This is a genomic window from Streptomyces tendae, from assembly GCF_014650435.1.
GTDB classification, from domain to species: Bacteria; Actinomycetota; Actinomycetes; order Streptomycetales; family Streptomycetaceae; genus Streptomyces; species Streptomyces tendae.
In genome coordinates this window covers 189,392-202,123 of sequence record NZ_BMUY01000003.1, presented here as the reverse complement: position 1 = coordinate 202,123, position 12,732 = coordinate 189,392, and the positions used below count along the sequence as shown (strand labels likewise).

Here is a 12,732-nt window from a genome sequence, read left to right as displayed (position 1 = left end):
AGTGGGAGGTGATGGAGACGACGAGTGCGGGCCCCGTCCCCGACACCGGCACCGGTCGGGCAGCCGTCGTCCGGCGGCTGCGCGAAGGCATGGCGGCGAGCGCGCTGTCCTTCCCGCTGACCAGCTTCCACGAGGACGGCTCCTTCGACGCCGACGGATACCGGGCCTACGTCGCCGAACGGCTCGCCGCCGGTCCCGGAGCCCTCTTCCCCGCCTGCGGCACCGGCGAGTTCTTCTCCCTGGACGAGGACGAGTACCGGCAGGCGGTCGCCATCGCCGTCGAGGAGACGGCCGGGAGGGTGCCGGTCGTCGCCGGGACCGGCTACGGCTGGGCGCAGGCCCTGCGGTTCGCGCGCATCGCCGAGGAGGCCGGTGCCGACGCCCTCCTCGTCATGCCGCACTACCTCACCGCCGCCCCGCAGGACGGCCTGGTCGCCCAGGTGGAGCGGATCGCCGCCGGCACCCGGCTCCCGCTCATCGCCTACCAGCGCGGCCAGGTCGCCCACACCGCCGAGTCCGTGCGGCGCCTGGCCCGCGTTCCCGGCGTGATCGGCCTCAAGGACGGCCACAGCGACCTCGACCGCCTCCAGCGCACCGTCCTCGCCGCGCCCGACGACTTCCTGTTCTTCAACGGCGCCGCCACCGCCGAGGTCCAGGCCCTCAAGACCCTGCTCACCACCGGACTCGACCTCGTAGGAGCCGCCCTGTGACCCGCGACCTCACCATCACGGCCGTCCACCTGACGCCGATCCTGGTCGCCGACCCGCCCCTGCTGAACACCCAGGGCGTGCACCAGCCCTACACCCCCCGCCTGATCGTCGAGGTGGAGACCGCCGACGGCGTCACCGGCGTCGGCGAGACCTACGGCGACGCCAAGTACCTGGAGCTGGCCCGTCCGTTCGCCGACAAGCTGGTCGGCCGTCAGGTGTCCGACCTGAACGGCCTGTTCACCCTCGCCGACGAGGTCGCCGTCGACTCCTCCCGGGTCTCGGGGCAGGTGGACGTCGGCGGGCTGCGCGGCGTCCAGACCGCCGACAAGCTGCGCCTGTCCGTCGTCTCCGGCTTCGAGGTCGCCTGCCTCGACGCCCTCGGCAAGGCGCTCGGCCTGCCCGTGCACGCCCTGCTCGGCGGCAAGGTCCGCGACGCCGTCGAGTACAGCGCCTACCTCTTCTACAAGTGGGCCGACCACCCCGAGGGCGTGGCGAGCGAGAAGGACGACTGGGGAGCGGCTGTCGACCCGGCCGGCGTCGTCGCCCAGGCCCGCGCCTTCACCGAGCGGTACGGCTTCACCTCCTTCAAGCTCAAGGGCGGCGTCTTCCCGCCGGAGGAGGAGATCGCCGCGGTCAAGGCCCTCGCCGAGGCGTTCCCCGGGCACCCCCTGCGCCTGGACCCCAACGGCGCCTGGTCCGTGGAGACCTCCCTCGAGGTCGCTGCGGAACTCGGGGACGTCCTGGAGTACCTGGAGGACCCCGCGCTCGGCACCCCGGCGATGGCCGAGGTCGCCGCCAAGACCGGGGTGCCGCTCGCGACCAACATGTGCGTGACGACGTTCGCCGAGATCCAGGAGGCGTTCACCAAGGGCGCCGTGCAGGTCGTGCTCTCCGACCACCACTACTGGGGCGGACTGCGCAGCACCCAGCAACTGGCCGCCGTCTGCCGCACCTTCGGCGTGGGCGTCTCCATGCACTCCAACACCCACCTGGGCATCAGCCTCGCCGCGATGACCCACGTCGCGGCCACCGTGCCCAACCTCCACCACGCCTGCGACTCCCACTACCCCTGGCAGTCCGAGGACGTGCTCACCGAACGGCTCACCTTCGACGGCGGCAAGGTCGCCGTCTCCGACGCCCCCGGCCTCGGCGTCGAACTCGACCGCGAGCGCCTGGCGTTCCTGCACCGGCGCTGGCTCGACGACGACGGCACGCTGCGCGACCGCGACGACGCGGCGGCGATGCGGGTCGCCGACCCGGAGTGGGTGACGCCCTCGGTTCCGCGCTGGTGATCTCCCGGAGCAAGGTGGTGCGCCTTCCTGCCCAGGTACCTGCGGGGGTGGCGTCCGTGGTGGCTGGGCACGGGCGTGGGCACGTACGGCGGGAGCCGCGCGGTGTGCGGCTGTGACCGCACCATCAACGTCGCCCTGTACACGGTGACCTTCTGGCTGCCGTCGATCGTGGACGACATCGGCGTGTTCGTCTCGCCCTGGGTCGGGCTCGGCGCGCTGTGCCTGGCCGCGATGCCGAAGGCGGTGGGGGCGACGAACCCGCCGAGGTCGGGCTGACCGTCGTCGGCTTCCTGGCCGCCCTCAGCGTGCTGCTGGTGCGCGGCGGCGGACGCAACGACCGGGTCCGTACCCGGCCGGAAAGGGCGGCGGCGGCCCCTGCGCCGGAGACCACCCCGGGCGCCGCCCGGACCGCGCAGCCGGGGCCTGCCACCGCCTGGCGCCACGCGGCCGGCACCACCGCACTGTCGGTGGCGTGGTGCACACTGGCGGGGTCCGCACCATGCCAGGGAGCGCACCGTGACAGCCTCCACCGTGTCCACCGACGTGCCCGACGCGACCGACGTTCCGGTCATGCCGGCCGACGAGAGAACGCACCGCCACGTCCCGCCCGAGGGATCGCACCGCCACCCCCAGGTCGATCCCCTGGCCGCCCTGCGCACCCCGCAGGACCCGCCCTGGGACGTGTACCTGACGGGCACCGTCTTCCTCGACGTGATCTTCACCGGGCTCGACTCCGCCCCGGTGCGCGGGACCGAGTCCTGGGCCCGGGGGATGGGGTCGAGCCCGGGCGGCATCGCCAACATGGCGACCGCGCTGGCCCGCCTCGGCCTGCGCACCTCGCTGGCCGCCGCGTTCGGCGACGACCACTACGGCGACTACTGCTGGGACGCCCTGTCCCGGGGCGAGGGCATCGACCTGGCCCCCTCGCGCACCGTGCGCGGCTGGCACTCGCCGGTGACGGTCTCCATGGCGTACGAGGGCGAGCGCACGATGGTCTCCCACGGCCACGAGCCGCCGCCCGAGGAGCCGTCCCCCGACTGCCCGCCCGGCGCCCGCGCCGCCGTCGCCTCCCTCGCGCCCGGGGCCGGCGCCCCGTGGATCGCCCGGGCCGCCGCCCGCGGCACCCGGGTCTTCGCCGACGTCGGCTGGGACGACACCGGCGCCTGGGACCTGGCGGCCCTGCCCGACCTGGCGCACTGCGAGGCGTTCCTGCCCAACGCGGAGGAGGCCATGCGCTACACCGGCGCCACCTGCCCCCGCGCCGCCGCGCACGCCCTGACCGAGCACGTGCCGCTCGCCGTGGTCACCCTCGGCGCGGACGGCGCCTACGCGGTGGACCGGCGCACGGGGGAGAGCGCCGAGGTCCCGGCGATCGAGGTGGAGGCCCTGGACCCGACCGGCGCCGGGGACGTGTTCGTCGCCGGCTTCGTCACCGGCACCCTGGCCGGCTGGCCGCTCGCCGACCGCCTGGCCTTCGCCGGACTGACCGCGGCCCTGTCCGTCCAGGAGTTCGGTGGCTCGCTGTCTGCGCCCGGCTGGGGCGAGATCGCGACCTGGTGGCGCAAGGTCCAGTCGCTGGAGGACCAGGACCCGGCCGCCCTCAGCCGCTACGCGTTCCTGGCCAGCCTGGTCCCGGACGACCTGGTGGCCCCGTGGCCCCTGCGCCGCGCGGTCCCCACCATCGGCTTCCGCCCCCCGACCCCCTGACAGCGGGAGCCGCCGGGGTGCCGCGGAACCCGAGCCGCCGCAGCTGCTCGGGGTCGGGGGCGGCTCAGAACCCGAGACGCCGCAGCTGCTTCGGGTCGCGCTGCCAGTCCTTGGCGACCTTCACGTGCAGGTCCAGGAAGACCGGAGTCCCGAGGAGCGCCTCGATCTGCTTGCGGGACTTGATGCCGACGTCCTTCAGGCGCTTGCCCTTGGGGCCGATGATGATGCCCTTCTGGCTGGGGCGCTCGATGTAGACGTTGGCGTGGATGTCCAGGAGCGGCTTGTCGGCCGGGCGGTCCTCGCGCGGGAGCATCTCCTCGACGACCACCGCGATGGAGTGCGGCAGCTCGTCGCGTACGCCCTCCAGCGCGGCCTCCCGGATCAGCTCGGCGACCATGACCTGCTCCGGTTCGTCCGTCAGGTCGCCCTCGGGGTAGAGCGTCGGGCCCTCGGGCAGCAGCGGGGTGAGGAGGTCGGCGAGCAGGTCCACCTGCTGGTTCGCCGTGGCGGACACCGGGACGATCTCCGCCCAGGTGATCCCCAGCTCCTTGCCCAGCTGGTCGACCGCGATCAGCTGCTCGGCCAGCGTCTTGGAGTCCACCAGGTCGGTCTTGGTGACGATCGCGACCTTCGGGGTCTTCTTGATCCCGGCCAGCTCCTTGGCGATGAAGCGGTCACCGGGGCCCAGCTTCTCGTTCGCCGGCAGGCAGAAGCCGATGACGTCCACCTCGGCCCACGTGGTGCGCACCACGTCGTTGAGCCGCTCGCCCAGCAGCGTGCGCGGCTTGTGCAGCCCCGGGGTGTCCACCAGGATCAGCTGGGCGTCCTCGCGGTGCACGATGCCCCGCACCGTGTGCCGGGTGGTCTGCGGGCGGTTCGAGGTGATCGCCACCTTCTGCCCGACCAGAGCGTTCGTGAGGGTGGACTTGCCCGCGTTGGGACGGCCCACGAAGCAGGCGAAGCCGGCCCGGTGAACAGCCTCGGCCGGTTCTTCGGATGACTGGGTACGAACGCTCATGGCGCCCATTGTCCCTGATCCCCGAAGCCCCGCCGCACCACCGTGGCCGTCCGCCGGGCCCGCGGCGGTCAGCCCGCGCTCACCGTGGCACGGACCGTGCCGTCCGGACCGGCCACCAGCACCGGCGTTCCGGCTCCGCCCAGGTCCCGCACCGCCGCCCGATCCTCCTCCGACGCCGACTCCGCGTCGGTCACCACGGCCGCCGCCTCCAGCGACTTCGCGCCGGACGCCACCGCCATCGCCACCGCCGTGCGCAGCGCGCTGAGCTTCAGGGAGTCCAGGGCGACGGTGCCGGCGACGTAGGTGCGGCCGGTCTCGTCGCGTACGGCCGCGCCCTCGGGCACGCCGTTGCGGGCGCGGGCAGAGCGGGCCAGGGTGACGATCTTGCGGTCCTCGGGGTCGAGGCCGGGAGTCTCGGTGGTCATGGGGTGAGCATACGTAGCCCCGCCGGGCCCCGGCCCGCTCGCCCCGTCACCGGCCCGCGCCCACCCGGAAACCGGCCCGCTCTCACCCCGCCACCGGGTACATCGCCCCGCGCCGGCCCTCCGGTGAGGCCAGCCACTCCAGCTTCGCCGCGGTGTTCGCCTCGTCCAGCGGCGTGTGCAGCACGATCGTCAGGTCCGGCCGCGCGGGCACCCGCAGCGCCGTCGACTCCAGGCTCAGCAGACCGACCAGCGGATGGTCCAGCTCCTTGCGGATCTGCCCCGCGTCCTCGATGTCCCGCTCCTCCCACAGCGCGGCGAACTCGGCACTGGCCTCCCGCAGGTCCGCCAGCACCTGCTGGAAACCCTCGTCGTCCGGGTTGGCCGAGCAGGTCGCGCGGAACTGGGCGACGACCGTGCGCGCGTTGCGCTCCCAGTTGCGGGCGCGGGAGCGGTAGAGGGGGTCGGTGAAGAAGTCGAGGATGCAGTTCCACGTCGTCTCGGGCCGCATGCCCAGCACCGACGCCGCCGCGTCGTTGTACATGACGCAGTTGTAGTACCGGTCCATGATGTGCGCCGGATACGGCATCCACGTGTCGATCAGCCGCCGCAGCCCCTCGCACATGTCCCGTTTGGCCGGCTCCACCTCGGCGGCGGGCGGATTCAGCCCGGCCAGCACGTACAGGTGGCGGCGCTCGGCGTTGCTGAGCCGCAGCACCCGGCCGACCGCGTCCAGGACCTGCGGGGAGACGGAGATGTCGCGGCCCTGCTCCAGCCACTGGTACCAGGACGCGCCCACCCCGGCGAGCACGGCCACCTCCTCGCGGCGCAGCCCCGGCGTGCGGCGCCGCGCCCCGCCGTCCGGCAGACCGACCTCGGCCGGGGACACCCGCGCCCGCCGGCTCATCAGGAACTCCCGCAGCTCACTGCGGCGCCGGTCCCGGCCCGCGGTCCCGGCCCTCGTGATCACGTCCGGCACGTACGCACTCCCCCCGTAGCCAACCCGCCGGTGCCTGGTGGTGGCACCACCAGAACAATCGGCGTCTCCCCACAACTATTCCGGGGGCCCGAGGCTCATGTCCATGGCGATCGACACCACCCCGACTCCCACCCCGGCCCCCGCGGCGGCGGAACCGTCCGCTCCACGGCTCTCCGCCCGTGACCGGCTGGTCCTGTTCGTGCTCTGCGCGGCCCAGTTCATGGTCGCGCTCGACTTCTCGGTCCTGAACGTCGCCCTGCCCGTACTCGGCGCTGACCTCGGCATGAGCACCTCCGCCCTGCAGTGGGCGGTCACCGCGTTCGCGCTGCCGTCCGGCGGGTTCCTGCTGCTCTTCGGCCGCATGGGCGACCTCTACGGCCGCCGCCGGCTCTTCCTCGCCGGGCTCGCGCTCTTCGGCGCCGCCTCCCTCCTTGCCACCCTCGCCTGGGACCCGGCCTCGTTCCTCGCCGGACGCGCCCTGCAGGGCCTCGGCGCGGCGGCCATCGTCCCGACCGGCATGTCCCTGCTGACCACGACCTTCCCGGAGGGCCCCGCCCGCGACCGCGCCCTCGGCATCTCCGGCACCCTGCTCTCGCTCGGCTTCACCGTCGGCATGGTGGCCGGCGGCGTCCTGACCGACCTGCTGAGCTGGCGCTCCACGATGGGCCTGCTCGCCCTGTTCGCACTCGTCGTGCTGCCCCTCGCGCCCCGCCTGCTGCCCGAGTCGCGGACCCCGGAGCGGCCCCGCCTCGACGTCCCCGGCGCGGTCACCGTCACCGGCGGCCTGCTCTCCCTGATCTACGCCCTGACCACGGCCGCCGAGCACGGCTTCGGCCGTACCGACGTCCTCGTCACCCTCGCCGCGGGCCTGCTGCTCCTGGCCGCCTTCGTGGCCGTCGAGTCGCGCAGCGCGGCGCCGCTGGTCTCGCTGCCGATGCTGCGCCGCCGCACGGTGGCGTGGGGCAATCTGGGCGGTCTCGTCACCTTCTCGATGATGTCGACGGTCGTCTTCGTGCTCACCCTGTACCTCCAGGAGATCCTGCACCTGAGCGCCTTCGAGACCGGTCTCGTCTTCGGGGTGCAGGGCGTGCTGTCGGTGGTGGCCGGTTCGTACGCCCCGCGCGTGATCGGCCGCTTCGGCGCCCGCCGCACCCTGGTCGGCTCCCTCGCCGGGCAGGGCGCCCTCGGCCTGTCCCTGCTCGCGCTGGGGGAGGGCGGCTGGTCGGTGGTCCTCGCCACCGCCGCCGTCTCGCTGGCCAGCATGTGCCACCTGGGCGCGATCATCTCCTACGGCCTGACCGTCACCTCCGGCGTCCCCGACGAGGAGCAGGGCCTGGCGACCGGCCTGGTCACCTCCACCCAGCAGGTCGGCATCACCGTCGGTATCCCGCTCCTCGGCGTGCTGGCCACCACCGCCGCGGACCTGCGCTCCGGCGTCCACACGGTGCTGGTCCTGGACGCGGTGATCGTGCTGGCGGCGGCCGTACTGGTCGCGATGGGGCTGCGCGGCAACCGTACGGCGGGCTCAGGGACGGTCGAGGCGGAGCCGCTCCGCGCGCGGTAGACCGGCGACGACCAGGTCGTACGAGTCCTCCACGAGCTCCCGGACCACACGGTCCGGGAGCCGTCCTCCGTCCGGCCCGGCGCCCACCGTCACCGTGTTCCAGTGCCGCTTGTTCATGTGCCAGCCGGGGACGATCAGCCCCGGGTGGTCGTCGCGCAGCCGGATCGCGTCGTCCGGGTCGCACTTGAGGTTGACGGTGAGCGGCCGTCCGTCCAGGGAGGTGAGCGCGAACATCTTGCCCAGCACCTTGAAGACCGAGGTCTCCGGGTTGAAGGGGAAGTCCTCCACCGCGGCGTTGAAGGACAGACAGAAGTCGCGCAGCTCCCCGGGGGTCATTCCGGCACCGCCTCCTCGGCGGGCTTCGCCGCGGCGACCGGCTCCACCAGCACCGTCACGATCTTGTTCCGGCGGCCGGCCGCGGCCTCCGCCGTCAGCCGCAGCTCACGGCCGTCGGGCAGCTCCACGATCGACGAGGCCCCGGCGATCGGGACCCGGCCCAGCGCCTTGGCGAGCAGACCGCCCACCGTCTCCACGTCCTCGTCGTCGTACTCGTCCAGGCCGTACAGCTCGCCCAGGTCGCCGATGTCCAGGCGCGCGGTGACCCGGAAACGGTCCCCGCCCAGCTCCTCCACCGGCGGCAGCTCCCGGTCGTACTCGTCGGTGATCTCGCCGACGATCTCCTCCAGGATGTCCTCGATGGTGACGATGCCGGCCGTGCCGCCGTACTCGTCGATGACGACGGCGACGTGGTTGCGTTCCTTCTGCATCTCGCGCAGCAGGTCGCCGGCGTTCTTGGTGTCCGGCACGAAGGACGCCGGGCGCATCGCGGTGGAGACGAGGTCGCTCTCCGCGTCCCGGCTGATGTGCGTCCTGCGGACCAGGTCCTTCAGGTACACGATGCCGACGACGTCGTCCTCGCTGTCACCGGTCACCGGTATCCGGGAGAAACCGGAGCGCAGGGCGAGGGTGAGCGCCTGCCGGATGGTCTTGTAGCGCTCGATGACGACGAGGTCGGTGCGCGGCACCATGACCTCCCGCACGAGGGTGTCGCCCAGCTCGAACACCGAGTGCACCATGCGGCGCTCCTCGGCCTCGATCAGCGACTCCGCCTCCGCGTAGTCCACCAGCGCCCGCAGCTCCGCCTCCGAGGCGAAGGGGCCCCGGCGGAAGCCCTTGCCAGGGGTGAGCGCGTTGCCGATGAGGATGAGCAGCGACGGGATCGGGCCCATGATCCGGGCCAGCGGCAGCAGCACGTACGCCGCCGCGGTCGCCGTGTTCAGCGGGTGCTGGCGCCCGATGGTGCGCGGCGAGACCCCGACGGCGACGTAGGAGAGCAGCACCATCACCGCGATGGCGATGATCAGCGCCTCGCCGGTGCCGTCGAACTCCCTCAGACAGCCGTACGTGACCAGCGCGGCGGCCGCCATCTCGCAGGCGACGCGGACCAGCAGCGCCACGTTGAGGTAGCGCGTCGGGTCCGCGGCGACCTGGGCGAGCTTCTCGCCGCCCCGGCGCCCGGACCGTACCGCCTCCTCGGCGCGGAAGCTGGAGACCCTCGCGAGCCCCGCCTCCGCGCACGCGGCCAGCCAGGCGACCACCACCAGGGCGACGGCGCCGGCGACGAGCGGGAGGCTCATGAGACCGTCGGGGCCGGGGACGGGCCGGTCAGGCCCCGCTCCGCACGCCAGCCGTCCACGATCGCGGCCTGCAGACCGAACATCTCGGCCTTCTCGTCCGGCTCCTCGTGGTCGTACCCGAGCAGGTGCAGCACCCCGTGGACGGTCAGGAGCTGCAGCTCCTCGTCCATGGAGTGCTGCGTCGGCGCCTCGGTGCCCTGCTTGGCGGCGACCTCGGGGCAGAGCACGATGTCGCCGAGCAGCCCCTGCGGCGCCTCCTCCTCGTCCTTGGACGGCGGGCGCAGCTCGTCCATCGGGAAGGACATCACGTCGGTGGGACCCGGCAGGTCCATCCACTGGATGTGCAACTGCTCCATGGCGCCGGCGTCCACGACGATCACCGAGAGCTCGGAGAGCGGGTGGATGCGCATCCGCGCGAGTGCGTAGCGGGCGATGTCGAGGATCGCCTGCTCGTCGACCTCGGTTCCGGACTCGTTGTTGACGTCGATCGACATGGTCGTGCTGGTCTACTTCCCCTTGGCCTTGGCACCGTGTCTCGGTGTCCGGCCGCCGTTGTGGCCGCCGTTCTCGGTGCCGTTCCTGCTGTCGTACTGCTCGTAGGCGTCGACGATACGGCCCACCAGCTTGTGCCGGACGACGTCGTGGGACGTGAGCCGGGAGAAGTGGACGTCCTCGACGCCCTCCAGGATCTCCTGCACCTGCCGCAGACCCGACTTCGTGCCGCCCGGCAGGTCGACCTGGGTCACGTCACCCGTGATCACGATCTTCGAGTCGAAGCCGAGGCGGGTGAGGAACATCTTCATCTGCTCGGGGCTGGTGTTCTGGGCCTCGTCCAGGATGATGAAGGCGTCGTTCAGCGTGCGGCCGCGCATGTAGGCCAGCGGCGCGACCTCGATCGTCCCGGCCGCCATCAGCCGCGGGATCGAGTCCGGGTCGAGCATGTCGTGCAGCGCGTCGTACAGCGGGCGCAGATACGGGTCGATCTTCTCGTACAGCGTGCCCGGCAGGAAGCCGAGCCGCTCGCCGGCCTCGACCGCCGGACGGGTCAGGATGATGCGGTTGACCTGCTTGGACTGCAGGGCCTGCACCGCCTTGGCCATCGCCAGGTAGGTCTTGCCGGTGCCCGCGGGGCCGATGCCGAAGACGATGGTGTGCTTGTCGATCGCGTCGACGTACCGCTTCTGGTTCAGCGTCTTGGGGCGGATCGTGCGGCCGCGCGAGGACAGGATGTTCTGCGTGAGCACCTCGGCCGGGGTCTCCTGGCCGTCGCTCTCCCCGTTCTCGCTCGCCTTGAGCATGGCGATCGAGCGTTCCACTGCGTCCTCCGTCATCGGCTGCCCGGTGCGCAGCACCAGCATCATCTCGTCGAACACGCGCTGTACGAGGGCCACCTCACGGGTGTCGCCGACGGCGCTGATCTCATTGCCCCGGACATGGATGTCGGCCGCCGGGAAGGCCTTCTCGATCACGCGCAGGAGGGAGTCTCCGGAGCCCAGTACCGTCACCATCGGGTGCTGGGCGGGGACGGTGATCTGTGCTCTCGCCTGCCCCTGCGCGGGGGTGCGAGCTGAGGGTGTCTGAGTCATGGGCCGGCGCTCTAGGCCTGCTCGTCCTCCTCTGCGGCGTCGCCGCGTGACGGGTGTGTCTGCTGACTCCAGCGTACGACTCCCCGCCGACAGCACCGAGGGGTTTATCCGACCGGTACCCGCCGCTGCCCGCAGAGCAGATCCCGGAACCAGCCGTACGACGCCTTGGGCGTCCGCCGGAGCGTCTCGAAGTCCACGTGGACCAGTCCGAAGCGGCGGGCGTACCCCTCGGCCCACTCGAAATTGTCCAGAAGCGACCACACGAAGTAACCGCGCACGTCCACGCCCGCCTCGATCGCCCGGTGCAGGGCGCGCACGTGCCCGTCGAGGTAGGCGATGCGGTCCCGGTCGTCGAGGCCCTCATAGGAGCAGCCGTTCTCGGTGATCACGACGGGCGGGAGCCGGTCGCCGTAGCGGTCGCGGAAGCCGGTGAGCAGCTCCGTCAGTCCCTCGGGGACGACCGGCCAGCCGAAGTCCGTCAGCGGCCGCCCCTCGATCTCGCGCACCGAGAAGGGCAGTTCGGCCGGGAGCGTCACCCCGCCGAACTCGATCTCGGCACCCTGCGGGGCGCCCACCCGCGTCGGCGCGTAGTAGTTCACCCCGTACCAGTCCAGCGGCTCGGCGATGACCTCCAGGTCGGCCTCGACTCCTTCGGCGGAACCCGGCATGAGATCGCCGATGCCCTCCGGGTACCGCCCGGTGAGGAGCGGGTCGGCGAACGTCCGGTTCAGCAGGAGGTCGTAGAACTCCGCCGCCTCCCGGTCCGCCGGGTCGTCGGAGGCGGGCCAGGTCGGCCCGTGCGAGTTGGCGATCCCGACGTCCGTCGCCCCCGCCGCGCGCAGCGCCCGTACCGCCAGGCCGTGCGCGAGGAGCTGGTGGTGGGCGGCCGGCAGGGCGTCGAACAGCAGCTCGCGGCCGGGGGCGTGGACACCCAGGGCGTGGCCGAGCAGGGTGTGCTCGGCGGGTTCGTTGAGGGTGATCCACTTGCCGACCCGGTCGCCGAGGCGCTCCGCGACGAGGGACACGTACTCGGCGAACCGGGCGGCCGTGTCCCGTTCCAGCCAGTCCAGGCCCGCCGGCAGGTCCCAGTGGAAGAGGGTCGGCACCGGGCGCACCCCCGCCGCGCACAGCTCGTCCACCAGGCGGTCGTAGAAGTCCAGGCCGCCGGGGGAGTCCACCCGGGGCCAGGAGACCGAGAAGCGGTAGGCGTCCACGCCGAGGTCCGCGAGCAGGGCCACGTCCTCGCGGTAGCGGTGGTAGTGGTCGCAGGCCACCGCCGCCGTCGAGCCGTCCTTCACCCGGCCGGGCTCCGCCGTGAAGGCGTCCCACACGGACGGCCCGCGCAGCCCGGCCGCGCCCTCGATCTGGTGCGCGGACGTGGACACGCCCCACAGGAAGCCGTCAGGGAACCGCGGCATCGGCTTCGCCGGCATCGGATGCGTCGGCATCGCGTCGTCAGTCGCCATGCGCGGATCATCCGTACCCCCGGTAAGGGAAGTCAACGCCCGTGCGCGACAACCGACTCGGCCGGCTTACGCACCCTCCTTCAGCACCCGGGAGATCAGCGCGCGCTGCTCCTCCGTCAGCCGGGGATCGGCGGCGTAGACCGTCCTGTCGTCCACGGTGAGCTGATAGCTGAACCCGTCCGGCACCCCGACCGGTGGGGTGCTCCGGCCGTCGGCGACCGCCCGCTCGGCCAGGGCGTGCCACTCGTCCGCGTCGGGGCGTCCCGCGGTCTCGACCTCCGCGTGGCGTTCGATGCCCGCGAAGCCTCCTGTGCGCCTCACCTGAATCCGCATGGACCCGTGTCTAGTACG

The 12,732-nt window shown here is 72.6% G+C and carries 12 protein-coding genes and 2 pseudogenes; 5 read left to right on the top strand and 9 right to left on the bottom strand.

The genetic code is table 11. From position 1 onward, the window contains the following. Window positions 1–11: 11 nt before the first annotated feature. From IE258_RS09655 to IE258_RS09640, 4 genes and pseudogenes are all read left to right on the top strand, one after another. A pseudogene (locus IE258_RS09655) lies at window positions 12–659 on the top strand (dihydrodipicolinate synthase family protein); the annotation flags it as partial. 47 nt (window positions 660–706) lie between these two features. Continuing rightward, a complete protein-coding gene (locus IE258_RS09650) occupies window positions 707–2,002 on the top strand; it encodes a glucarate dehydratase family protein (protein ID WP_189741630.1) in 1,296 nt (431 codons plus the stop codon). A gap of 123 nt (window positions 2,003–2,125) precedes the next feature. Then, window positions 2,126–2,436, top strand: a pseudogene (locus IE258_RS41875) (MFS transporter); the annotation flags it as partial. Between the two features lie 136 nt (window positions 2,437–2,572). Beyond that, the gene (locus tag IE258_RS09640; protein WP_229892063.1) at window positions 2,573–3,709 is read left to right on the top strand and encodes a carbohydrate kinase family protein; all 1,137 of its coding nucleotides are present in this window, start codon (window positions 2,573–2,575) and stop codon (window positions 3,707–3,709) included. A 64-nt stretch (window positions 3,710–3,773) separates the two neighbouring features. Here IE258_RS09640 and era read toward each other — a convergent pair whose 3' ends face one another. From era to IE258_RS09625, 3 genes are all read right to left on the bottom strand, one after another. Further along, complete coding sequence (gene era, locus IE258_RS09635) at window positions 3,774–4,727, bottom strand: GTPase Era (RefSeq protein WP_161380604.1); 954 nt, start codon at window positions 4,725–4,727, stop codon at window positions 3,774–3,776. 68 nt (window positions 4,728–4,795) lie between these two features. After that, on the bottom strand, window positions 4,796–5,152 hold the full coding sequence (locus IE258_RS09630; protein WP_159329091.1) for a cytidine deaminase-like protein: 357 nt from the start codon (window positions 5,150–5,152) through the stop codon (window positions 4,796–4,798). Between the two features lie 82 nt (window positions 5,153–5,234). Further along, complete coding sequence (locus IE258_RS09625; protein ID WP_189741625.1) at window positions 5,235–6,128, bottom strand: helix-turn-helix transcriptional regulator; 894 nt, start codon at window positions 6,126–6,128, stop codon at window positions 5,235–5,237. A gap of 103 nt (window positions 6,129–6,231) precedes the next feature. Between IE258_RS09625 and IE258_RS09620 the strand changes: the two genes are divergently transcribed. Continuing rightward, window positions 6,232–7,692: an MFS transporter gene (locus IE258_RS09620; protein ID WP_189741622.1), complete on the top strand. Its 1,461-nt coding sequence runs from the start codon at window positions 6,232–6,234 to the stop codon at window positions 7,690–7,692. Here IE258_RS09620 and IE258_RS09615 read toward each other — a convergent pair. The 6 genes from IE258_RS09615 to IE258_RS09590 all read right to left on the bottom strand — a co-directional run bounded on the left by IE258_RS09615 (window position 7,654) and on the right by IE258_RS09590 (window position 12,714). Beyond that, the gene (locus IE258_RS09615) at window positions 7,654–8,028 is read right to left on the bottom strand and encodes an MmcQ/YjbR family DNA-binding protein (RefSeq protein WP_189741619.1); all 375 of its coding nucleotides are present in this window, start codon (window positions 8,026–8,028) and stop codon (window positions 7,654–7,656) included. The two genes, IE258_RS09620 and IE258_RS09615, sit on opposite strands and share 39 nt — an antisense overlap. Beyond that, on the bottom strand, window positions 8,025–9,329 hold the full coding sequence (locus IE258_RS09610) for a hemolysin family protein (protein ID WP_159329094.1): 1,305 nt from the start codon (window positions 9,327–9,329) through the stop codon (window positions 8,025–8,027). The genes IE258_RS09615 and IE258_RS09610 overlap by 4 nt, the downstream gene beginning before the upstream one ends. Beyond that, window positions 9,326–9,823 (bottom strand): rRNA maturation RNase YbeY, encoded by a 498-nt coding sequence (gene ybeY, locus IE258_RS09605; protein ID WP_059302558.1) that lies wholly within the window; start codon window positions 9,821–9,823, stop codon window positions 9,326–9,328. Before ybeY ends, IE258_RS09610 begins: the two co-directional genes overlap by 4 nt. Window positions 9,824–9,835: 12 nt before the next feature. Then, window positions 9,836–10,915, bottom strand: a complete 1,080-nt coding sequence (locus IE258_RS09600; RefSeq protein WP_159329095.1) for a PhoH family protein — start codon at window positions 10,913–10,915, stop codon at window positions 9,836–9,838. A gap of 104 nt (window positions 10,916–11,019) precedes the next feature. After that, the gene (locus tag IE258_RS09595) at window positions 11,020–12,381 is read right to left on the bottom strand and encodes a GH1 family beta-glucosidase (RefSeq protein WP_189741616.1); all 1,362 of its coding nucleotides are present in this window, start codon (window positions 12,379–12,381) and stop codon (window positions 11,020–11,022) included. Window positions 12,382–12,447: 66 nt separating this feature from the next. Further along, entirely contained in the window at window positions 12,448–12,714 is a 267-nt protein-coding gene (locus tag IE258_RS09590) for a protealysin inhibitor emfourin (RefSeq protein ID WP_159329097.1), read from the bottom strand. Window positions 12,715–12,732: the final 18 nt, after the last annotated feature.